We start from the raw sequence: 24,038 nt of genomic DNA, 5'->3' as shown, positions 1-24,038 counted from the left end.
CCCGTTTTAGCGAAAATAGCGCGCGCTAGATATGCACTTACGACAAAACTAAGGTTTTAACATGACTGTCACTTCGCAACGCCATTCTGTTTTGCTTGACAACGTTTACTCGCTAATCGACAAAAAGGTGGATGCACAACAAAAAACACTGGTGAAGCAATTCGGCCAGGTACTCTATAAAAATATTTCCAGTGATGATTTAGAAAACCGTAACGACAGCGACCTTTACGGTGCCACGCTGAGTTTGTGGAATGCGCTGGACAAATTTGACAGCGACGAGCAATACATCCGGGTGTTTAACCCCGAGATCAGTAAACACGGTTGGCATTCCACCCATACTATTGTTGAGATCATCGTCAAGGATATGCCTTTTTTGGTCGATTCGGTACGCATGGCACTGAATCGCCTCGGGATCACCGCCCATTTATTCCTTCACAGCCCCATAGGGCTCGTCAGAGACGAAGCCAGCAAGATCACCGATGTGGTTGAACCCGGTAAAAAGGTTAAGGGCACGCAAAAGGAAACGGTCATTTTTATTGAAATTGACCGTCAGACCAGCCGCAAGGAACTGGACGCTCTGACCAAAGAACTGCATTCGGTTGTCGACGAGGTATCGCTGGCGGTCAACGACTGGCTACCCATGTCTGAACAGCTGAGCTCCATTACCGAAAACAGCCAGTCACTCAACTGGCCGGTGTCCGATAAGGAAAAACAGCACATTCAGGCATTTCTGGAATGGCTGGTTGATCATAATTTTACCCTGATGGGCTATCGCTACTACAGCATAAAGGCCATCGAAGGGGATCACCGCTGGATCCCGGAGAACGACACCAGTCTCGGACTGATGAAAAATTCCATCAGTGATCGTGAGCGTCTGTTATCAAAACTTCCTGCCACGGCCCGTGCAGAAGCTTTGAGTAAGTCGCCGTTGCTGGTAACCAAAACCAATTCCCGCTCCCGGGTTCATCGGCCGGCGCACATGGATTACATCGGTATCAAGGTGTTTAACGAAGCCGGTCAGGTTGTGGGCGAACACCGTTTCCTGGGCTTGTATTCAGCGGCATTTTACAATTACAGCGTTACCCAGTTGCCTATCCTGCGGGAAAAAATCAAACGTGTGTGTGAGCTCTCCGGCTTTGAATCGGGAACCCACGCCTACAAAGCGTTTGTCAATATTGTTGAAACTTACCCCCGTGACGAACTGCTGCAAACACCTGCCGAAGAACTGGCACAAATTGTCATGGGTATTTTCCAGATGCAGGAGCGCGGCATTTCGCGGCTGTTCATTCGCAAAGACGTGTTCGGGCGCTTTTTTTCCTGTCTGGTCTTTGTTCCCAGGGAACGCTACAACACCCAATTGCGTAAGGAAACCCAGGCTTTGCTGAAAGCCTCGCTGGGGGCGGTAGAGGAAGTGGAATTCACCACCTTCTTTTCTGAGTCGGTTTATGCCCGTACTCATTACATTGCCCGAGTTCAAGACAACACTGCGGAATTCGACGTGAAGGAAATTGAAAATAACATTATTGAGCTGACCAAGACCTGGAACGATCGTCTCGCGTCAGCCATTGTCGCCACCCATGGTGAAGCCAAAGGCAAGAGCCTAGAGCGTAAATACAATAACGCGTTTTCCCGCAGTTACATGGAACAGAATCTGCCCGGCGCAGCCCTGATTGATATTGAAAAGCTGGAATTGCTGGACGAAAACCATACGCTTGATATGTTGTTCTACCGCCCGCAGGAAGAACAGTCCGACAGCCAGATTGTGAAGCTGAAACTGTTCCATAAAGCAGAACCGATTCACCTTTCGGATGTACTGCCAATGCTTGAAAACTTCGGTCTGAGAGTGGTGGACGAAAGCCCGTATAAAATTACCTGTGCCGAAGGTGAGCGCAACTGGGTGATGGATTTCACCATGCTGCACAAAAGCGGGCAGCACATGGACATGGAAAAAGCCCAGCAACTGTTTCAGGACGCCTTTTCCAAGGTCTGGTACAACGTTCTGGAAGACGATGCCTTTAACCGCCTGATATTGGGCGCAGGCATGACCGGCCGTAAAGTCACCATTCTGCGTGCCTACGCAAAATATATGCGTCAGACCGGTTCTTCATTCAGCCGTGATTACATAGCCAATACACTGTCCAATTACCCGGATATCGCCCGTTTACTGGTGGCCTATTTTGAGCAGGCTTTCGACCCGGCCAGAAAACGCAGTCAGAAAAAGCTTGATAGCCTGTTTGAAGAAATCAAAGCCCAACTCGACAACGTGGGTAACCTCGATGACGATCGTATTATCCGTCGTTATCTGGATATGATGAAAGCCACCCTGCGAACCAACTTCTATCAGCCGGACGAGCAGGGTTACGAAAAGTCCTATGTATCGTTCAAAATGATGCCGGAAAAAATTCCGGATATGCCGCTGCCACTGCCCAAATTTGAAGTGTTTGTGTACAGCCCACGGGTAGAAGGGGTGCATCTGCGGGGTGGAAAAGTAGCCCGTGGCGGCTTGCGCTGGTCTGACCGGCAGGAAGATTTCCGTACGGAAATTCTGGGCCTGGTAAAAGCCCAACAGGTGAAAAATACGGTAATTGTTCCGGTTGGTGCCAAGGGCGGCTTCGTGTGCAAGCAATTGCCGGTTGGCCAGGGCCGTGAAGCAATTCAGGCCGAAGGGCAGGCTTGCTACCGCACTTTTATTCGCAGTTTGCTCGACATCACCGACAACATTGTTGACGGTCAGATTGTGCCGCCAAAAGATGTGGTGCGCCTGGACGATGATGACCCTTATCTGGTTGTCGCCGCCGACAAAGGTACAGCAACCTTTTCTGACATTGCCAATGGCATTTCCGAAGAATACGGCTTCTGGCTCGGTGATGCCTTTGCGTCCGGTGGCAGCATTGGATACGACCACAAGAAAATGGGTATCACCGCCCGTGGTGGCTGGGAATCGGTCAAGCGCCACTTTCGGGAAATTGGTATTGACTGCCAGACCACCGATTTTACCTGTGTGGGTATCGGTGATATGGCAGGGGATGTATTCGGTAATGGCATGCTGTTGTCGGAACACACCCGTCTGGTTGGTGCATTTAACCATTTGCACATTTTCTTTGACCCGAATCCGGATGCGGCTTCCAGTTACAGGGAGCGCAAGCGTCTGTTTGAAAACCCGCAACTGAGCTGGGAAGACTACGATTCCAGCCTGATATCCAAAGGCGGAGGCATTTTCAGCCGGGCAGCCAAATCCATTAAGCTGACGCCAGAAATGAAGCGTTGCCTGGGCACCCGTCAGGTCACAATGACTCCCAACGAACTGATCCACAATATGCTGAAAATGCCTGTGGACCTGATTTGGAACGGTGGAATTGGTACCTACATCAAGAGCCGCAAGGAATCCCATTCCGATGTGGGTGACCGCGCCAACGATGACCTGCGGGTTAATGGCCAGGACGTCAAAGCCAAAATCGTCGGCGAAGGCGGCAACCTGGGCCTTACCCAACTGGGCCGTGTTGAATACGCGGCACACGGCGGGCGCGTAAACACCGACTTTATCGACAACGTGGGCGGTGTGGATTGTTCCGATAACGAAGTGAACATCAAGATCTTGCTCAACAGCCTGGTTAACGCCGGAGATCTGACGGTTAAGCAGCGTAATAAACTGTTGTATGACATGACTGACGATGTGGCACAAATCGTTATTAACGATTGTTATCGCCAGACCCAGTCCATCTCCATTACAGAGCGAGCCGGTGTTACCCAGCTGAAAGAGCAGCTTCGCTTTATTCATGGCCTGGAGCGGGAAGGGGCGTTGAACCGCGAACTGGAATTTATTCCCAGCGATGATGAAATTTCCGATCGCGTGGCTTCCGACCAGGGCCTGACCCGTCCGGAACTGAGTGTGTTGATTGCATACGGCAAAATGGTGCTTAAGGATGCGCTGAACATCCCTGAGATCACCCAGAACCCGTATCACGGCAAGCTGTTGATTGAAGCCTTCCCGACGGTACTACGGGAAAAATTTGCCGCACAAATGCAGGATCACCCTCTGCGTAGCGAAATTATTGCCACCAAGCTGACCAACAATATGGTCAACGACATGGGGCTGAATTTTGTATTCCGCATGCAGGAAGAAACCGGTGCCAATGTGGCAGAAATCGCCAATGCCTATTCAATTGTTAAAGGCATCTTTAACATTGGCCCATTGTGGAAACGCATAGAGCAGCTGGACAATGTGATAAGCGCCGATCTGCAACTGGAAATGCTGGAGGCTACCCGCCGCACCATGCGCCGCAGTGCCCGCTGGTACATTCGCCACGGTAGCAAGTCCGCGGGGATTCAGGAAGCCATCGACAGCTATCGCAGCACCTTCGATGATCTTTCCCGTAATCTGCAGCATTACCTGGTAGAAGACGAGTATGCGCAGCTTGAGTCTGCGACCTCACGTTTGATCAAGGCAGGTGTGCCGGATGACATAGCCTATCAGGTTGCCAGCTTCTCCAATATGTTCTCAAGCCTCGATTTGGCACAAATCAACGAGGTTGCCAGCCATGGTCACGATGTGATTGCCAAACTGTACTTTGAGCTGGGTTCCCGACTGGAATTGCACTGGTTCCTCGACCAGATCAACAATCAGGCGGTATCCAATCACTGGCAGGCGCTGGCGCGGGCTTCCTATCGCGAAGAGCTCGACTGGCAGCAGCGTTCGATTACGGCGAATCTGCTGCATTCCCGCCCTGATGCCAAAGACGCGGATGAAATCCTGGGTAACTGGATGGATCAAAACCAGACTCTGCTGAAACGCTGGTATCACATGATGTCGGAGTTCAAAACCAGCAGTACTCACGAATTTGCCAAGTTTTCTGTGGCATTACGTGAATTGATGCTTTTAAGCGTTAAGTCGAACCATTAGAATACCCCCATTCTGAACTGACCAAGCCCTGCTCAGCAGGGCTTTTTTATGGTGTTTCATGTTATCTTTAGGCCAAAAACTGCTGTTACAGTTTCCTGCAGAATTCAGTCATGACCTGACCATCCGGACTTTGCACCAAACCCAACACACCCCGTTGAAGTCCCTTTACAGCACCCGTCTGGAAAGAAAACCAGTGAAAGTTGCCGGGCTTACCTTTGATAATCCGGTAGGGTTGGCAGCTGGGCTGGACAAGAACGGTGAGTGTATCGACGCTTTTGGTGCCATGGGTTTTGGTTTTGTTGAGGTAGGCACAGTCACGCCCCGTCCACAGCCGGGTAATCCCAAGCCCCGTTTATTCCGCATTCCGGAAAAACAGGCCATTATTAACCGTATGGGCTTCAACAATAAAGGTGTTGATTACCTGGTTGAACAGGTCAAACAGAGCCGTTACCAAGGCGTAATTGGCATTAATATCGGTAAAAACAAAGACACCGAAGAAGCCAGGGCACTGGAAGACTACCTGATTTGCCTGAACAAGGTATACCCTTACGCCAGTTACGTTACGGTGAACATTTCCTCGCCCAATACGCCCGGATTGCGGAATCTGCAGTACGGAGAAGCGCTGGACAACCTGCTCACCGGCCTGAAAGCTGCGCAGGAAACCCTGTGTCAGACTCACAGCAAGTATGTGCCTCTGTTCATTAAAATTGCCCCGGATCTGAACGACGAGGAGATCAACAGCATCGCTGGTTCTTTGCTCAACAGCAAAATGGACGGTGTGATTGCAACCAATACCACGCTAAGCCGTGAAGCGGTGGCAGGCCTTCCAAACAGTGAAGAGGCGGGTGGTCTGAGTGGTTCGGTGTTAACCGACATGAGCTTGTTGGTGACCCGCAAACTTTCTAAGGCGCTGGACCGGGCCATTCCGATTATTGGTGTTGGGGGCATTGACAGCCCACAGGCGGCGAAAGACAGAATTGATGCCGGTGCTTCACTGGTGCAGATATATTCGGCGTTTATCTACCAGGGCCCGGAACTGGTTAAACAGTGCGTTAAAGCCCTGTGAAACGCCAATTTGATGCTACATCCATGCGCCTATGCGCGGTGAGATTTGCCTGCTATGAATAAAATACTCGTAACTACCAGTCGTGGTCTGGACGAACTGCTTAAACAGGAAGTCCTAAACCTGGTGCCCGGTGCTGAAGTGAAAGTGTCGCCCGGTACCCTGATGTTTGAAGGCACGCTGGAGCAGGCCTATACCCTGTGTCTGTGGTCAAGGCTGGCGAACCGGGTTATCTGGTTACTGGCTGAAGGCAAAAGCGATTCTGCTGATGCCTTGTACCAGTGTGCCCAGTCGGTTGACTGGCAACAGCACATGAGCCATAAGCATACCTTAAGCGTGCAGTTTGTCGGCACCAATCGGGCGATTAAAAACACCCAGTTTGGCGCAGTGCGTATCAAAGATGCGATTGTCGATCAGTTTAACGAAGAGTTAGGCCATCGTCCCTCGGTGGACCGAAGTCAGCCCGATATTTCCATCTATGCCCGCTGTCAGCGGGACCGGCTGCTGCTCGGCCTGGACCTCTGTGGTCAGAGCCTACACCAGCGGGCCTATCGCCAGGATACCGGGTCAGCGCCGCTCAAAGAGCACATTGCCTGTGCCATGCTGATGCGTTCCGGCTGGACCGACAACATGCAGGCACCGCTGATTGATGTGATGTGCGGTTCTGGCACCATTGCGATTGAAGCGGCTTACATTGCCCGTAACATAGCACCGGGCATAAAGCGCGATCGCTGGGGTTTCAGCCACTGGTTACAGCATCAGCCAAAAACCTGGGATGCCTTGCTCGAAAAGGCCTTCGGGGCCCAGCGCCGTATTGAACAGCCAATTTATGCCAGCGACGTTAGCCGCAAACTGGTCGCCATCGCGCGAAAAAATGCCGACGAGGCAGGCGTATTTAACGACATCCAGTTTTCGGTACAGGATGCCAGCAAGGCATCACCGCCAACCAAACAAGCCGGTTATCTGGTTTCCAACCCGCCTTACGGTGAGCGGTTGGGGGAGCTTGCTGAACTTATTCCTCTGTTTGCCCAGTGGGGCAGGCAGCTCAAGGAAGCCTGGCAAGGCTGGCAGGTTACCCTGCTGAGCAGTAACCGCGACTTACTCAGAGTACTCAAGCTGCGGGCGGAGAAAGATTACGCCATGAACAATGGCCCGCTGGAATGCCGTTTGGTGAATTACCCGATGGACGCAGGTAATTGTCAGCAATTTGGTGGTGACGCCGAACAGCATGATTTCGCCAACCGTATCAGGAAAAACCTCAAGCGCATGAAGCGCTGGATAGATCAGCAGGACACCAACTGTTACCGCATTTATGACGCCGACCTGCCCGAATACAATGTAGCGGTAGACCGTTATGCAGACTGGCTGGTTGTGCAGGAGTACGCGCCGCCGAAAACCGTGTCGGAAGACAAAGCCCGCCGGCGTATTCAGGAAGTGCTCATGTACCTTCCAGCGGCCACTGGCGTGTCAGCGAAGAATATCGCTCTGAAAGTGCGCAGCCAGCAAAAGGGCAAGAACCAGTACGACAAGTTTGACACCAAAGGCGAACGGCTTGAGGTGTGGGAAAACGGTGCCAAACTACTGGTGAACCTGACGGATTATCTTGATACCGGCCTGTTTCTTGATCATCGCATCACCCGTCAGTGGGTGAGGGAGCGCGCGGCCCAAAAGGACGTATTAAACCTGTTTTCCTATACCGGCAGCGTGTCGGTGTTTGCCGCACTGGGTAAGGCCCGCTCTGTTACCACCGTGGATATGTCGAACACCTATCTGCAGTGGGCCAAAGACAACTTTAGGCTTAACAATTTAAATGGGCCGTACGCGTTTATACAGGCTGATTGTACCCAGTGGCTGGGCCAGCACAGCGGCCAGTACGATTTGATCTTTATCGATCCGCCTTCGTTTTCCAATTCAAAACGCATGAATACCACCTGGGACGTGCAACGGGATCACCTGCGCTTACTTACTGAAGCGCGCAAATGCTTGCGTCCCGGTGGAACCATCATCTTTTCCAACAACCGGCGTGGATTCAAACTGGAAACCCTGGAGTTGGAAGCCATGGGGTTCAGCGTGGAAGATGTGAGCAAGGCCAGCATTCCGGAAGATTTTGCCCGTCATGCCAACATCCATCAGTGCTGGGTGCTGCAGCTATGAAATTAGCGTTTTATACCGGCCCGCACTGCCATTTGTGTGACGACGCCCTGGCTATTTTACAGGCCAGCCGTTCGTGGCCGTCACTGGACATTGAAAAGTTCAATATTCGTGAAGACACGCAGCTTTACCATTTGTACGCCGTGCGTATTCCGGTCATCAAGCGCCTTGATAATGGCGAAGAGCTGGGCTGGCCCTTCGATTTAACCCGCCTGGAGCAGTTTCTGAAATGAGTGTGATTCAGTTAAAAGGCATTACTGTTATTTATGGTAACCCACCATTACTGGACGGCGTGGAACTGGTTGTGCAACCCAAAGAGCGCGTGTGTCTGGTAGGCCGCAATGGCAGCGGAAAGTCCACCCTGATGAAAGTCATTGCCGGTGACATCATCGCCGACGACGGTCAGCGCATTATCGACAGCAAAACAGTTGTTGCGCGACTGGAGCAGGACCCGCCTCAAACCACCGATGTCACCCTGTTTGATTATGTGGCAGAGGGGTTGTCGGATGTGGGTGAAATACTCAAACAGTATTTTCACTGTACCCGTGTGGTGGCCGATGACCCGTCTGAGGCCAACCTGATCCGTATGCAGAACCTGCAGGAAGCCCTCGAAGCCCGCGATGCCTGGCAGTTTGAACAGCAGATTGAACAGGTTCTGACCATGCTCAAGCTTGATGGTAATGCTTCATTGTCGACCTTGTCCGGCGGTTGGCGACGCAAAGCCGCGTTGGCCCGGGCGCTGGTACGCCAGCCCGATTTGCTCTTACTTGACGAGCCCACCAACCACCTTGATATTGAGATGATACGCTGGCTGGAACAAAGCCTCAGCCACTACAGTGGTGCCATTGTTTTCGTCAGCCACGACCGTGCTTTCATTCGTAATATGGCTACCCGAATTGTTGACCTGGACAGGGGAGCACTTACCAGTTATCCGGGCAATTACGAAGCCTATCTGGAGAAGAAACAGCAGGACATCGAAGTCGAAGCGGCTCAGAATGCGGAGTTTGATAAAAAGCTGGCGCAGGAAGAAGTTTGGATCAGACAGGGCATTAAGGCTCGCCGCACCCGCAATGAAGGGCGGGTGAGGGCGCTGAAAAAGCTGCGCGAAGAACGTCGACAAAGGCGGGAACTGCAGGGCAATGCGGTGGTGAACCAGCACCAGGGTGCGCGTTCCGGTAAGATGGTGTTTGAAGTAACCGGTTTGCACTACCAGATTGAAGGAAAGACGATTGTTAAGGGGTTGGATCTTAATGTATTGCGCGGCGACAAGTTAGCGCTGATTGGCCCTAATGGTTGCGGAAAAAGTACGCTCATCAAGTTGTTGCTTGGCCAGCTTAGCCCTGATTCCGGGCAGTGCCGCCAGGGTACCAACCTGGAAGTAGCGTATTTTGATCAGCACCGGCAGGGCCTCGATTTGGAAAAGTCGGTGATTGATGTGGTGGGTGACGGCAAGCGGGATTTGATGGTCAACGGCCATCCCCGCCATGTGATCAGTTACCTGCAGGATTACCTGTTCACGCCAGAACGGGTGAATGCGCCGGTTAAATCCCTTTCCGGGGGGGAAAAGAACCGCCTGATGCTGGCCAAACTGATGCTCAAACCCAGCAATCTGCTGGTTCTCGACGAACCCACCAACGATCTGGATGTGGAAACGCTGGAAATGCTTGAAACCCTGCTGGCTGAATATCAGGGTACGGTGTTGCTGGTAAGCCACGACCGTGAGTTTGTGGATAATGTTGCCAACAGTTGCCTGGTGTTTGAAGGTGAGGGCAGCGTACGGGAATTTGTCGGCGGTTTCAGCGATGTACAGCAGTGGTATGCCCAACAGCAGGAACAACAGCGCAAGGATGCAAAAAAAGTTGGCGTTAGCGAAACTAAAGCCGACGTTGGCAGTCCTAGTGCTAAGTCTTCACCCCGCAAGCCGAAAAAGCTATCATACAAAGATCAGCGGGAACTGGAAGCGTTACCTGCACAAATCGAGAACCTGGAAATCTCCCTTGGAGAGGTGCAGGAACAGGTTAATCACCCAGACTTTTTTAGGCAGGACAGTGATGCCACAGCGGCCACGCTGGCTCAGCTTAACGAGATTGAATCACAACTTTCCCAGAAATACGCGCGCTGGGATGAATTAGAAAGCATGCTGGAAGATAATCAGCAGTAAATAGGATTTTGAATGAAAGTAAATCAGCTTGCAGCGGCCATTTTATTGGCATCCAGCAGTGCAACTGCCCTGGCTGCCACCTACTCTGTTACCCCGTTACCGGTCCAGGAATTTTCCAAAAACAATTTTGGGCAGTCGCTGGACAACAGTGGTTTTGCAACTACGAGTTTGCAATATGAATTTAATCCACCGATAGATGTAGACCGGCTTGATGACAGCGGTTTTTACAGTGCTGTCACGTTGGAAAACGAAGAAGACGTTAAACAGGGCATTTTCAGCGATCGGGACTACACAACCATCGTGAACTATTTGCTCACTGGGAGAGATAGTCGTTTCGTTCAGCAATTGGCAGCTTACCGCAGTTACATTACCGATGGTGTGAGCTACAACCTGGTGCCTGGCCTTGATGAAGAACTGCCACTGTTTGGAACCTACAGTCATTCAGTTAATACCCTGGCTCGGGATAGCCTGGCGGGCGACTACATTGTCGGTACCACCGAAGGGGTTTACAAAGAGGTGGATTACGTTGATGAAGAAGTCAACGAGCTTACCTACACCTACAACGAGACCCTTCAGCAAGCTTATGTGCAGGTTAATGGCGTTACCCATGTGCTGGCACCACAGAACGCGTTTCTGAACGGTATCAGTGAGGCGTATGCCATCAACAACAACCTCCAGGTAACAGGCTACGGTACCACCGAGGTTACCGACGCGATAATTGAAGACGCTGAAGAATGCAACGACCCGGAACTGCGCGGGGATGAACCGGTTGAAATTTGCATCAGCGATACTCGCCGCTCGTTAGCTGGCGCCGCACAGTTCCGGCCCCACATCTGGCAACTGGACGCCACCGGAAACGTAATCGATCTGCAAACCTACCCGCTGGTGTTTACCCCTGAAGAAGATTCTACCGCAATTTATCTGGCCCGGGCTTATGATATCAACGACGAAGGCATTGCAGTCGGTGAGTCTATGACAGGTGAATTTGTCTGGGTTACCCGCCCTCAATCGAACCCGTCACCAGAGAGTGAGCTAGTCGCTACCATCTATCAGAATGGCGAAACCACTGAATTGTTGCCTCGGGATGAAAACATTCAAAGTGCCGCCAACGTCATCAATAACAACAACTGGGTAGCAGGTTATGTGACCCGTGCCCCGTACGACGTGGCCAGGAACAGGTTGTTCGTTCACAACCTGGATACAGGCGAATCCCGCTACCCCAGCGGATTCTTCTCTGGTTCGCAGGTTACGGTAAAGGCCATCAACAATAACAATATGGTAGTGGGCAAGGCCGATGTGGAAACCAGCGATGAGCGTAATCGTGAAACTCACGCTTACATGTATAACATCGACACCGAAGAGTTTGTTGACCTGAACACACTGCAAGCCTGCGATAGCCCTTATACCTTGCTGGAAGCGGTGGACATCAATGACAATAACGAAATCCTGGTCAACGCCCGTTTTCGTGAGCCGCAAACGTACGTTACCGGCAATGAGGTGCTGAATTCCGCGGGTGAAACCGTACCTGTGGACAATGTCATTGCCGTTCTCATGCGCCCGCTTGACGGGGGCAGTATTGAAGAGTGCGAAGCTGACGGTGGCAAGTATGAACGTCAGGGTGCGGCGCTTTCAGCCTGGTGGCTGGCCTGTTTTGCCGGGCTGGCATTTATGTTCCGCCGTAAACGCCCGCAACTTAATAGCTAGTAATATTGCGCCAGGGCACAGTGTTTTACGGAAGCAAAGCCACGCAAATAATGCGTGGCTTTTTGTTTTTGAGCAGGCCAAAAAATGCTGGTGATCCAATTCAGAATCAGCATAGATCCAATCGTAGTAATAACTGAAACATTTATGCAAAAAAAGTGTAACTTAAAAAATCACACTTTTTCATTATGTTACCGCTTGTCAATAGCCTGAAGATAACTTTTCTCTTGAACCAAACTCTCCAAAGCACTATCTCAGTAATTGCTGTGACACTTTTTAACGGCACTAGCAAACACAAATTGGTGAGGGAGCCTGAAGGTTTGTCGCAGCATTTAACCCAAAAAAGAGGCTTATCAATGAAAAGACAAAAAAGAGATAAATTGACGCGCGCCCACGCTAAGGGGTATCAAGCTGGTATTAGCGGTCGATCAAAGGAAAATTGTCCATTTCAGGCGTACGATGCCAGGTCCCACTGGTTAGGTGGATGGCGTGAGGCTGTCGAGGACCGACAGCTCGGTTACAACGTTCGTTGAACATCTCTTTGAGCACAGCTAAGCCCCTTTAACGGGGCTTTTTTATGCCCGTCAGAAACTGCTGGTGTCCTGGAACAGGCCTACTTTGAGGTCTTTGGCGGTGTAGATAACGCGGCCGTCAACCGCAACGCTGCCATCGGCCAGGCCCATAAACAACTTGCGCTTAACCACACGTTTCATAGTGATACGGTACTCTACCTTTTTTGCAGTAGGCAGGATTTGGCCGGTAAACTTCACTTCGCCCACACCCAGTGCGCGACCTTTACCCGGGCCTCCGCTCCAGCCGAGGAAGAACCCAACCAGTTGCCACATGGCGTCAAGCCCAAGACAGCCTGGCATTACCGGGTCACCGGGAAAGTGGCAATCAAAAAACCAGAGGTCCGGAGTGATGTCCAATTCCGCGATGATTTCGCCCTTACCGTGTTCTCCTCCATCCTCGGTGATTGAGGTGATGCGATCCATCATCAGCATGTTAGGGGCGGGTAGCTGGCTGTTTCCCGGGCCAAACATTTTACCCTGGCTACACGCCAGCAGGTCGTCACGGTTAAAGCTATTTTGTTTCTCTGACATTGTTTACTCAGTAGTGGTTGCAATCAACGGGCTAATTTAGCGAACAGTCGTACGCCAAACAACTCTGAACAGTAATTTATTTTGCGTTTTTCACCGTGGTACACTGCCGGTTCATCAAAGAGACAACAACATGAATGAAAAAAAGAAAACCAATTCCAATGCCAACGCTGAAAAGCAACGTCGTTTCCGTGAACGGCAAAAAGCCGCCGGTAAGAAACTGGTTCGCGGGTATGTAACCCCACAGGCCATGGAGTGTTACGAAGAGATCAGTGAAAAAACCGGCTGGAGTGACAGTGAAGTGTTGTCTAATGCATTGCGGGTGCTTTACGCCGCATACCGCTGTGGGCAAATTAAACTGCTCAACGAATGGTTAAAGGACCACAAACGTTAGGCCCTTGAGGGGAAACTGAAAATTTTTCCGCCACCCGGAGATCGTAAAGTTCCAAAATACGTAAAGAACAGCTATTAGCACCTTTAGAAAGGAAGTGATGTGGCTGTTCCTACCTGCCTGATGTGGTTCCGCCAGGACCTGCGTGTCAACGATAACCCTGCGTTAAGAGCTGCCTGTGACGAGGGCAAGATCATCCCGGTATTCATTCTGGACAGCACCGCTCCCGAACAATACCAACCCGGTGGTGCATCGCGTTGGTGGCTACATCATTCTCTGCAGAGCCTCAATGAGCGCCTGAATAATCACTTGCTGGTATTTAAAGGGGACGCGGAGCGTCTGCTTCCTCAGCTTATGAACGAACTGGGGGCAAGCTGTGTTTTCTGGAATCGTTGCTATGAACCCTGGCAAATTCAACGGGATCAACGGCTCAAGCAATCCCTTCGGGAGCATGGCTTTAAAGCACAGAGTTTCAACGGCAGCCTGTTGTGGGAACCCATGGCCATCAACAAGGCTGATGGCAGCCCCTATAAAGTGTTTACACCCTATTACCGAAAGGGGTGCCTGAATGCCGCGCCCCCGCGCTATCCGCTGGCAGCACCAGCAAGAATAACCTACGGGCAAACTGAAAATTCAGGTAGTGCACTGGATTCGCTGGGCCTCATCCCGGCTATCCGCTGGTACCAAACCATGGGGGCAATCTGGAACCCGGGTGAAGAAGGCGCCGCTTCGCGTTTGAAAACCTTCATTGAAGACGCCGCGTTAAACTACAAGCAAGCCCGGGACAAACCCGGGTTACAGGGCACTTCCAGGCTGTCCCCACACCTGCACTTTGGTGAAATTTCCCCCAACCAAATCTGGTATGCCATCAAAGATGCGTTCGGCGATACTGACAATCAGCACATCGACTGCTTTATGAGCGAACTGGGCTGGCGGGAATTCAGCTACTATCTGCTCTACCATTTTCAGGAACTGCCTGAATGCAATTTCAACCGAAAATTTGATGGCTTTCCCTGGCGTTACGATAACGCCCACCTTAAAGCCTGGCAACGGGGCCAGACTGGTGTGCCCATAGTGGATGCAGGTATGCGGGAGTTGTGGCAAACCGGCTACATGCACAATCGGGTGCGGATGATAGTCGGCTCCTATCTGGTGAAAAACCTGCTCATTGACTGGCGGCAAGGGGCCCGCTGGTTCTGGGATTGCCTGCTTGATGCCGACCTGGCCAGCAACAGCGCGAGCTGGCAGTGGGTGGCGGGTTCCGGCGCCGACGCAGCACCATACTTTCGAATTTTCAACCCGATACTGCAGGGAGAGAAATTTGACAAGCAGGGCGAGTATGTAAGGCACTACTGCCCGGAGCTGGCGGAGTTACCGGACAAATACATTCATCAGCCCTGGCAGGCTCCTGAGCCGATTCTACAGCAGGCCGGGGTTGAACTGGGCAAGACTTATCCGCAGCCTCTGGTGGATCTCAAAGCTTCCCGCCAGCGTGCACTGGACGCCTTTGTGAGCATAAAAGGCAACTGATATGGCAGGCACACTGTTTTTACTGCTGGGTGATCAGCTCACCGAATCTCTGGAAATGTTTCAATGTATTAATAAGAACACCGATGCGGTGCTGATGGCAGAGGTTAAGCAGGAAGCGACCTATGTGCACCACCACAAAAAGAAAATTGTGCTGCTGTTTTCTGCCATGCGCCACTTTGCCAGGCAGCTGGAAAATAGCGGAATCGAAGTTATTTACCGAACTTATGACTGTGCTGACAATCAGGGCAGCCTGCAGGGTGAAGTGATGCGGCAGTTAAAGCTGCGAGATTGGGGCCGGGTGGTGGTAACCGAACCGGGCGAGCACCGTTTGTTAATCAGCATGCAACAATGGTCGTCCATGCTGGGGGTTGCGGTAGAAATTTTACCGGACACCCGTTTTATTTGCTCCAGGCAAGGCTTTGCAGACTGGGCAGAAGGGCGAAAGCAACTTCGCATGGAGTTTTTTTATCGTGAAATGCGCCGTCAAACCGGAGTGTTAATGGAGGGAACCCGTCCGGTTGGCGGAAAGTGGAACTATGATCAGCAAAACCGCGAACCCATGCCCGCTAATGTGGCCGTACCAAAACCCACGATTTTCCAGCCAGACCCGGTTACAAAGGAAGTCATAGCGCTGGTAAAAGCGCATTTTCCCGATCACTTTGGTGAACTGGAACGTTTTGGTTTTGCAGTGACCCGGGAGCAGGCTCTCACGGTTCTGAATACGTTTATTCAGGAGCGACTGCCTGATTTTGGCCGTTATCAGGATGCCATGCGGGAAGGGGACCCATGGCTGTTTCATTCGCACCTGTCTTTTTATCTCAATTGTGGCTTACTGACACCCCGGGAAGTGGTTAGTCAGGCCGAAGCTGCCTACCATGCGGGGCAGGTCCCTTTAAATTCAGCAGAGGGTTTTATTCGCCAGGTACTTGGATGGCGCGAGTTTGTGCGCGGGTTTTACTGGTATTTTATGCCGGATTTGGCAAGCCAAAACTATTTTTCTGCCCAGCGGCCTTTGCCTGAATTCTTTTGGACCGGCCACACCAACATGAATTGCCTGCGCCAGTGTATTCAGGACACCCGTAAACACGCCTATGCCCACCACATCCAGCGCCTTATGGTGATAGGCAATTTCAGTCTGTTGGCAGAGTTATCCCCCCAGGCGGTGCAGGAGTGGTACTTACTGGTGTATGCCGACGCCTATGAATGGGTTGAACTGCCCAACGTGGCGTCGATGATCCTTTATGCCGACGGTGGAAAACTGGCCAGTAAACCCTATATTGCCAGCGGCAGTTACATCAATAAAATGTCGGATTATTGCAGTAACTGCGGCTACAGTGTGGCCAAAAAAACCGGCCCCTCGGCCTGTCCTTTTAATTACCTTTACTGGCAGTTTGTGGCGCGGCACGCAGACAAACTTGCAAGCAACCCCCGTATGCAACTTATCTACAACAGTTTCTACCGAATGGATGACAGCAAGCGAAGCGCTGTGGAACAAAGCTGCGCGGAGTTCTTGCAAAAACTGGAGAAAAATGACGTTTAACACCATAGTGCGTAACCCTAAAGCATTAAATCCTGTTACGCGTAACCTATTAAGCTTCTGAAATATAGTAAGTATTGAGTCTGTGCGCGAGCAGTCCTCCGGGCCCTTAATAACGTCTGCCGGAACATGAAAATCACATTTACTTGGTAGGCCGGTGTCAATTCCGCTTATACTTAAAACATTATTCCAGAAATTTAAGAGGGAACTCCGGTGAAAAATTTCCACTGCGAATGTGGTAATACGCTGTATTTCGCCAATTCCATGTGTTTGTCCTGTTCCAGGCCAGTGGGGTTTATCGGTGGTTTGCTGGAAATTACCGCTTGCGACATTGTGGAGCCAGATTTGTGGCGGGCCTGCATTGATCACAAGCTTTACCGCCCCTGCACCAATTACAGCAAGAACCAGGTTTGTAACTGGCTGGTACCGGCAGAAGAGGACCATGCCTTGTGTGAGTCCTGTCGGCTAACCGACACCATTCCCGATTTGTCCAAGCCGAATAATCCACAATTATGGTATAGAATGGAGCGGGCCAAACGTCATCTGCTTTATACCTTAAGCAAATTGGGTTTGCCGGTTTGGGATAACCCTGAAGATAAGGAACCGCCACTCAGGTTCCAGTTTCTTGAAGACGTCAGTGAGGATGAGTACGGGCAGGAATTAACGGTTAAACATACGATAATGACCGGTCACAGTAACGGCATGATCACGCTGAATCTCAATGAGGCAGAAGACGCTTCCCGTTTGCAGATGCGTGAAAAAATGAATGAACGCTATCGTACCCTGATAGGTCATCTCAGACACGAATCCGGCCATTACTACTGGGACAAACTGATTAAAAACAGTGCCTGCCTGAATGAGTTCCGCAGTCTGTTTGGGGACGAACGCCAGGATTATGGCAACGCACTCATTTACTACTATGACAATGGGCCAGCTCCCGAGTGGCAGGACAGTTACATCAGTGCCTACGCAAGCATGCACCCGTGGGAAGACTGGGCAGAGACCTGGGCCCACTACCTGCATATTGTAGATACACTGGAAACCGCAACGGAATACGAAGTCAGTGCGATGCAAAGCACCCTTCAGAACCCGCTCAGCCGTGTAAACGAAAGCAGCCTGTGCGAGGATTTTACTGCAATTTACGAGGATTGGTGCCGGCTGACGACGGTGTTAAATGCGCTGAACAGGAGTATGGGTCTGGATGACGCATACCCCTTCGTGATACCTCTCAAAGCTCAGCATAAACTGCAGTTCATCCATAACCTGGTTCACGGTTATTGCGCTTACCGCAATGGTTAAGTTCTAGGTTTTTTCCCAGTCAAACCGCGGAAGCCGGTTGAATGCCCGTTTCAGCCCTTCGTTCCATTGCTTCTGGAGCGACTTGTAGAATTTGCTGTTGTTATTGAAAGACTGATGATAAGGCTCTTCAATCTTGTTGGTAGTGTGAATGGCCAGCTCAATGGGGGCGGCCACGGAAATGTTGCTGCGGATAGTGGAATCGAGGGAAACAATAGCACAGCGGGCGGCGTCTTCCACACAGGTCTGCGGTGAGATAATCCGGTCAAGAATAGGTTTTCCGTATTTGTTTTCCCCAATCTGTAAATAGGGCGTTTCCGGGGATGCGGCAATAAAGTTTCCCTGAGGGTAAATCATGTAAATTTCGGGTTCCTGGCCCTCAATCTGGCCACCAAAGATAAAACTGGATTCCGCGCTGTTACCACTTTTTTCCATCGCTTTTGCGTGCCGTTGCTGTTCAGCCTGGCTAAGGCGGCCTATGTACTGCGCGACCTCATGCAAATGCTTGCCACTGCGCAGGCTAAATTCCGGCTTGGGGTGCTCCAGATCGCGATTGATGGCATTCATTACAGCCTGGGAGGTCGCCAGGCTACCCGAAGTAAGCAACACGCAAGCCCGTTCTCCCGGCCAGGCGTAACGGCGCATTTTGCTGTAAGTGGCAATGTAATCGACGCCGGCATTGGTCCGGGAATCAGAGGCAAACACCAAACCTTTGTTGACTTTTATGGCCAGACAATAAGTCACAATTTCTCCTTAACTCACAAACTGCGTTGGGTTAGTAATTTTGGCAGAGTATATAAACAAACGTATTGAAAAGCTTGCCAAAAAATAAACGATTAGCGTTGCTTTTTTGTACCAAACACGTTTAGATAAATTTTTAATTCATTTCAGTAAAGTTGAGGGATTGACACGATGGCCATACGATGGGGCAACTACCGCACCGGTCCATTCTATGACGAACTCATTCAGGCAAAAAACAAACCTCGTCCCGCTGCGGCTCAATTGTGCTCCTACCTGAGGAATTTGTCGGATAAAGATCTCGAAGAATACAAAACCGCTGCGAACACCGCCATTCATGTGATGGGGATCACCTTCACGGTATATACGGAAGAAGAAGGCTCAATCGACAGGGCCTGGCCGTTTGATATCATTCCCAGGGTTATCGATAAAAAAGAATGGCTTACCATAGAACAGGGCCTGAAACAGCGGGTGACTGCGCTCAACAGGTTTATTGATGATTTATACAACGAACAGAAAATCATCAAGGACGGCATCGTGCCGGAAAGCCTTCTGATTGAATCAAAAAACTTTTTGCCTGAATGCATAGGGGTGAAGCCCAAACATGGGGTGTGGGCCCACATCTGTGGTTCGGATCTGGTGAGGGACGATACCGGCACCGTTTACGTTCTTGAGGATAATCTGCGGGTGCCTTCCGGTGTTTCCTACATGCTGGAAAATCGCCATGTCATGAAGCGGGTATTTCCTGATTTGTTCGAGAAATACAACATCCTGCCGGTTGACGACTATCCTTCGCAGCTTTATGACTTGCTATCGCAAATGTCTCCCCGTGAGATTGAGCAACCTGAAATCGTGGTGATGACACCGGGTATCTACAATTCGGCGTATTTTGAACATGCCTACCTGGCCCAGCAAATGGGCGCAGAACTGGTTGTGGGCTCCGATTTGGTGGTGAAAGATGACGACATTGTGTACATGCGCACCGTTGAAGGGTTGGCAAGGGTTGATGTGATTTATCGCCGTATTGATGATGCCTTTCTGGATCCGGAAGCGTTTCGTAAAGATTCAATGCTGGGTGTTCCTGGCTTAATGCGCGCCTGGAAAGCAGGAAACGTTGCGCTGGTAAACGCACCAGGTGCCGGTGTTGCCGATGACAAGGTGGTATACGCCTATGTTCCCGACATCATTCGATATTACCTTAACGAAGAACCCTTGTTGCCCAATGTTCCAACCTACAAATGCATTAACAAGGACGAGCGGGACTACGTGATTGAAAATATAGACAAAATGGTAGTAAAACCTGCCAACGAGTCCGGCGGTTATGGCATGTTGATAGGGCCACATGCTACCAAGGCTGAGCGGGAAAAATTTGTGCGCCTGATCAGGCGAGACCCCCGTAATTATGTGGCTCAGCCCATGTTGCTGTTGTCCACCGCGCCCACATTGATTGAAAACAAGGCTGAAGCCAGACATCTGGATTTGCGCCCGTTTATTCTGTCCGGCAGTGACATACAGGTTACCACTGGCGGTTTGACCCGGGTTGCCATGCGCAAGGGGTCAACGGTGGTAAATTCTTCCCAGGGCGGTGGCAGTAAAGATACCTGGATTGTTGACATGGAGGCGGAATAAAATGTTATCGAGAGTTGCCAATCACATCTATTGGATGGCACGTTATCTGGAACGCGCAGAAAATACGGCTCGGCTTATCCAGGTCAACACCCACTTATTGCTCGATTTGCCCAAAAACGTGACCCTGGGCTGGGAGCCGATTATTGATATGTTGTCCTTCCGGGATAACTTTTACGAACGCTACAGCCAGGCTGACGAGCGCAGCGTGATCAAGTTTATGGTCACCGACAGCCAAACCCCGGGTTCGATCATCAACTCACTGGCTTATGCCCGTGAAAACGCCCGCATCATACGTGACATTATTCCGTCGGAGTCCTGGGAGCAAATCAACAATCTTCACCTTACACTCAAGGAGGACGGGCAAAGTGTGCTTACCCGCCGCCACCGGTTTGAGTGTCTGAATCGCATCATTACCGGCAACCAGTCAATCACTGGGCTGTTTGGCGGTACCATGAACCGGGACGATGGCTACGCGTTTTTACGCCTTGGAAGGCACCTTGAGCGGGCTGACATGACAACCCGGATCATTGATGTGCGATCGGCTTCACTGCTGCCTGACATGTCTGCGGAGCATTCCGCATTTGAAAACATTCAATGGATGGGCGTGCTCAAGTCGTTAACAGCGTATCAGATGTATCGGCAGGAAATGCGGCTTCGGGTAAACCGGGCCGACATTCTGGAGTTTTTGATGAAGCGCGCCGTATTTCCCCGCTCACTGATGCACTCAGTCATGCAACTGAACAAATGCATGGCGGAACTGCCTAACCGGGAAACCGTGTGCAACGAGATCCAGAGCGTCGCCAGCCAACTTGAAGAACTCGATACCCGTTCACTCAAGCAGGCCCGGCTTCACGAGGTGATAGACGATATTCAGGCAGGGTTGATGAACATCCATAACGCCATCGATGAGGCTTATTTCTGAGTTTAGAGTGCAACACTCCCTAAAAGGTGTTGCACTGCTGTACATCACCACTTTCAAACCCCTGGCGGAACCACTGTACCCGCTGTGCGGCACTCCCATGAGTAAAGCTGTCCGGGCTGACGGACCTTCCGGCTTTTTTCATTAGCCTGTCGTCACCAACCGCAGACGCTGCGCCAATGCCTTCCTCAAGATCACCCGATTCAAGCATGCCCTGTTCGGTGTGCGCGTAATGCGCCCAGACTCCGGCGTAGCAGTCGGCCTGCAGTTCCAGCCTGACCGAAAGCCGGTTTGCGGTAACTTGATCCGCGCGCTGGCGTTGGGCCTGAACCTGGCCTTCTATTCCGGTTACCCGTTGGACATGATGACCTACCTCATGGGCAATTACATAGGCAAAGGCAAAATCACCCGGAGCCCCTAGGCGCTTAAGTTCGCTTAGAAAACTCAAATCAAGGTATACCTTTTGATCACCCGGACAATAGAAAGGGCCAACCGCGGAGGAGTTGAAACCGCAGGCTGACTGAATCATGTTGCTGTAAAGAACAAGGGTAGGGGGCCGGTACTGACTGCCTTGCTGGCGAAACAGTGCGCCCCAAACATCTTCGGTACTACCCAGTACCACAGAAACAAAATCGGCAATTTCATCATCCGGACGACTGGATTGGGCAGGGCTTTGCCCGGGCTGGTTTTCAAGAGAGCTTTGGGGTATCGATGGCTGAAGGGAATAGCCGCCACCCAAAAACTGAAATGCGATAAATCCGGCAATGATCAACCAGCCTATCTTACTTTTAAGCAACAAAGGCAGTAACCCAACAATGCTGCCCAAATGCATACCTGAGCCACCGCTCATACCAGGATCGCCACGGCGATCTTCCACATTACTGCTTCTTCTACCTTGACGCCAGCGCATGAGAATACCTCAGTGTTCCCAACAGTTAATTGTGAAGTCTAGCTCAGAATGGAAACAAGCGGGAACCGTAAGGCTAATTTTCAGGATTGCACAGGCTATCGGGATAGGAATTCGAAAGAAGTTTTCGAGCGCAGGTAAACAGACACTGGTTTGGAAATGGCATTGTAAAAAAAGCCTAGTGCCTTGGGTATATGGAACCCATCAACAGGCAATAGGCCAGCAATAAAAACGAGTAGATTTAACCTACACCCAACTTTTTTCCCTGAATGCTTTCAGTGTTTTGCAAAATGCTTCCATTTGCTCAGGCACGCCAATTGACACACGGTTCCAGCCGTCCTGCTGTGTCATTTTACGCCCGACAAGAATGCCATTTTCCTTCATCCGCTGTTGATAAATGTCAACTGGGCCGTTAATTCGATGCAGTACGAAATTGGTGTGACTGGGAATGTATTCAAGCCCAAGCTGGTCCAGGGTTTCCAGCAGTATTTGCTTAGCCTGGTAGTTGGATTTCAGGCTGTGCTGGTAAAAAGATTCATCTTTAAGCCCGGCAATCGCAGCAGCCAAACCTGCAGCATTCAGGTTAAATCCAGCACCGTGTGCATCCACAACTTTCGCGGTTTTCTCAGTGGCAATACCATAGCCCATACGAAGTCCGGCCATGCCGAATATTTTCGAAAAGGTGCGCGTAACAATGACATTGTCGCGCTGCTGTTTTATGAGTTTCAGCGCTGTCTCATAGGCCGGATCCGCCGCTGCGTAATCGTAGTAGGCTTCGTCAATCAGAAACACATGCTCTGACGGAGAAGACGAAACCCACTCCTGCAGTATTTCGTAAGGTGTAATTGTTCCGGTCGGGTTATTTGGGTTACACAGATTGATCAATAACGGGCCATCTATCTGCGCAGCACGATCCCGCATTGCGGCGATATCCGTTACAAATTTTGCGTCTGTTGGAACCTGGATGATATCAAGCCCTGCAAGGGTGAATTGTTCACTAACCTGGCTGTAAGTTGGTGAGGGTTCGAGTAATACTGCGTTAGATTTACCCAGCCAGCGAACTACCGCGTTGATAACTTCAGTGGAGCCATTACCCAATACAATCTGACTTTTACTCACCCCATGCTGTTTCGCCAGCATTTCACGCAAGGTATCACAGTAATCGTCGGCATAACGGTTGCCCATAATCCGAACCGCTTCCTGGCCTGCGGCTAATGCTTTGGGAGACATCCCAAGAGAATTTTCATTGAAATGAAGTGGTAACAGTGTGGCACCGCGCCGAAATGGTAACAATGTACTTTCTGACGCAAACAGTGGCGAAGCAAAGCTGGCAGTGCCTGCAGCGACGAGACCCGACGTTATGGTCTTCAGAAAGCGGCGGCGTGGATTAAACGGCTCTTGCATGTGAGTTCCTTATTATTATTCATGTAGTTATGCGCATCTTGCCTAACAATAAGCGCATTTTAACGCCAGCTATTAATAACGGAAATGAGGTTTAAATTCTAGTTTCTGGTAGCACTACTTTTTCCTATTTCTGCGTTCCTAATTGAGTTCCAGTACTGTTATACCTGAATAGGGACATAAATCATTTCAAGCCAACGACGTTAGAGAGTCTAAGAGCATCAGGTCGATCGCGTTCTGCATTTTATAAACCAAACCATCAAGCAGCGCTGACGCACAGGCGGTGAGCACGTGTGCGCCTGAACAGTGAGTGGCAACAGCGTCGAGCACCGACGGGAGCGCAGGCGTGTTGCATATACGAGCCGAAGGAGCAGAGCCACAGGTCCTCATCCACTCAATATAGTTAATTGCGCATAATGTATATTATGTTAAATATAGTGTATTTTAACGTCTTTAAATCAATGTGTGATGTCGTTTCTATTCCAGTGGTAATCCCCCCTAAAAATAACAGCAGCCAAAAGTAGAATTTTCTCGTAACCTGAACGCAGGAGATTCTGCATGAAAAAATCACGATACACGGACAGTCAGATCCTGGCCATTCTTAAGCAGGCGGA

17 protein-coding genes are annotated in these 24,038 nt (G+C 50.8%); 13 read left to right on the top strand and 4 right to left on the bottom strand.

Annotated features, from left to right (window positions below):
• The first annotated feature begins 61 nt into the window (after positions 1 to 61).
• The 7 genes from DXV75_RS07720 (at position 62) to rmf (ending at position 12,509) form a co-directional block, all read left to right on the top strand.
• On the top strand, positions 62 to 4,900 hold the full coding sequence (locus DXV75_RS07720) for an NAD-glutamate dehydrogenase (RefSeq protein WP_115592836.1): 4,839 nt from the start codon (positions 62 to 64) through the stop codon (positions 4,898 to 4,900).
• Positions 4,901 to 4,958: 58 nt separating this feature from the next.
• The gene (gene pyrD / locus DXV75_RS07715) at positions 4,959 to 5,966 is read left to right on the top strand and encodes a quinone-dependent dihydroorotate dehydrogenase (protein ID WP_115592835.1); all 1,008 of its coding nucleotides are present in this window, start codon (positions 4,959 to 4,961) and stop codon (positions 5,964 to 5,966) included.
• 54 nt (positions 5,967 to 6,020) lie between these two features.
• A complete protein-coding gene (gene rlmKL / locus DXV75_RS07710) occupies positions 6,021 to 8,117 on the top strand; it encodes a bifunctional 23S rRNA (guanine(2069)-N(7))-methyltransferase RlmK/23S rRNA (guanine(2445)-N(2))-methyltransferase RlmL (protein WP_115592834.1) in 2,097 nt (698 codons plus the stop codon).
• Positions 8,114 to 8,347, top strand: coding sequence for a glutaredoxin family protein (locus DXV75_RS07705; RefSeq protein ID WP_115592833.1), 234 nt, complete (start codon positions 8,114 to 8,116; stop codon positions 8,345 to 8,347). The genes rlmKL and DXV75_RS07705 overlap by 4 nt, the downstream gene beginning before the upstream one ends.
• Positions 8,344 to 10,275: an ATP-binding cassette ATPase Uup gene (uup, locus tag DXV75_RS07700; RefSeq protein WP_115592832.1), complete on the top strand. Its 1,932-nt coding sequence runs from the start codon at positions 8,344 to 8,346 to the stop codon at positions 10,273 to 10,275. Before DXV75_RS07705 ends, uup begins: the two co-directional genes overlap by 4 nt.
• A gap of 12 nt (positions 10,276 to 10,287) precedes the next feature.
• Complete coding sequence (locus tag DXV75_RS07695; protein ID WP_115592831.1) at positions 10,288 to 11,979, top strand: DUF3466 family protein; 1,692 nt, start codon at positions 10,288 to 10,290, stop codon at positions 11,977 to 11,979.
• Between the two features lie 353 nt (positions 11,980 to 12,332).
• Complete coding sequence (rmf, locus tag DXV75_RS07690) at positions 12,333 to 12,509, top strand: ribosome modulation factor (protein WP_115593057.1); 177 nt, start codon at positions 12,333 to 12,335, stop codon at positions 12,507 to 12,509.
• A gap of 51 nt (positions 12,510 to 12,560) precedes the next feature.
• Here the strand turns inward: rmf and fabA are convergent, their stop codons facing one another.
• Positions 12,561 to 13,079, bottom strand: coding sequence for a bifunctional 3-hydroxydecanoyl-ACP dehydratase/trans-2-decenoyl-ACP isomerase (gene fabA, locus DXV75_RS07685; RefSeq protein ID WP_115592830.1), 519 nt, complete (start codon positions 13,077 to 13,079; stop codon positions 12,561 to 12,563).
• Between the two features lie 130 nt (positions 13,080 to 13,209).
• Between fabA and DXV75_RS07680 the strand changes: the two genes are divergently transcribed.
• The 4 genes from DXV75_RS07680 to DXV75_RS07665 all read left to right on the top strand — a co-directional run bounded on the left by DXV75_RS07680 (position 13,210) and on the right by DXV75_RS07665 (position 17,833).
• Positions 13,210 to 13,470 (top strand): hypothetical protein, encoded by a 261-nt coding sequence (locus tag DXV75_RS07680; RefSeq protein WP_115592829.1) that lies wholly within the window; start codon positions 13,210 to 13,212, stop codon positions 13,468 to 13,470.
• 99 nt (positions 13,471 to 13,569) lie between these two features.
• Positions 13,570 to 14,997, top strand: coding sequence for a cryptochrome/photolyase family protein (locus DXV75_RS07675; protein ID WP_115592828.1), 1,428 nt, complete (start codon positions 13,570 to 13,572; stop codon positions 14,995 to 14,997).
• 1 nt (position 14,998) lies between these two features.
• Positions 14,999 to 16,537, top strand: a complete 1,539-nt coding sequence (locus DXV75_RS07670; protein ID WP_115592827.1) for a cryptochrome/photolyase family protein — start codon at positions 14,999 to 15,001, stop codon at positions 16,535 to 16,537.
• Positions 16,538 to 16,747: 210 nt separating this feature from the next.
• Positions 16,748 to 17,833, top strand: coding sequence for a zinc-binding metallopeptidase family protein (locus DXV75_RS07665; RefSeq protein ID WP_115592826.1), 1,086 nt, complete (start codon positions 16,748 to 16,750; stop codon positions 17,831 to 17,833).
• A gap of 3 nt (positions 17,834 to 17,836) precedes the next feature.
• On the opposite strand, the gene DXV75_RS07660 is transcribed toward DXV75_RS07665, so the two are convergent.
• The gene (locus DXV75_RS07660) at positions 17,837 to 18,574 is read right to left on the bottom strand and encodes a proteasome-type protease (protein WP_115592825.1); all 738 of its coding nucleotides are present in this window, start codon (positions 18,572 to 18,574) and stop codon (positions 17,837 to 17,839) included.
• Between the two features lie 168 nt (positions 18,575 to 18,742).
• Here DXV75_RS07660 and DXV75_RS07655 point away from each other — a divergent pair, with 168 nt between their 5' ends.
• Both DXV75_RS07655 and DXV75_RS07650 read left to right on the top strand, forming a co-directional pair.
• A complete protein-coding gene (locus DXV75_RS07655) occupies positions 18,743 to 20,197 on the top strand; it encodes a circularly permuted type 2 ATP-grasp protein (protein ID WP_115592824.1) in 1,455 nt (484 codons plus the stop codon).
• Between the two features lies 1 nt (position 20,198).
• Entirely contained in the window at positions 20,199 to 21,119 is a 921-nt protein-coding gene (locus DXV75_RS07650) for an alpha-E domain-containing protein (protein WP_115592823.1), read from the top strand.
• Between the two features lie 19 nt (positions 21,120 to 21,138).
• On the opposite strand, the gene ypfJ is transcribed toward DXV75_RS07650, so the two are convergent.
• Positions 21,139 to 22,026, bottom strand: a complete 888-nt coding sequence (gene ypfJ / locus DXV75_RS07645) for a KPN_02809 family neutral zinc metallopeptidase (RefSeq protein WP_115592822.1) — start codon at positions 22,024 to 22,026, stop codon at positions 21,139 to 21,141.
• 243 nt (positions 22,027 to 22,269) lie between these two features.
• Positions 22,270 to 23,427, bottom strand: coding sequence for a pyridoxal phosphate-dependent aminotransferase (locus DXV75_RS07640; protein ID WP_115592821.1), 1,158 nt, complete (start codon positions 23,425 to 23,427; stop codon positions 22,270 to 22,272).
• Positions 23,428 to 24,038: the final 611 nt, after the last annotated feature.

The sequence above is a fragment of the Alteromonas aestuariivivens genome (assembly GCF_003367475.1).
In the GTDB taxonomy this organism is placed as follows: domain Bacteria; phylum Pseudomonadota; class Gammaproteobacteria; order Enterobacterales; family Alteromonadaceae; genus Alteromonas; species Alteromonas aestuariivivens.
This window is presented reverse-complemented; position numbering and strand designations above follow the sequence as displayed.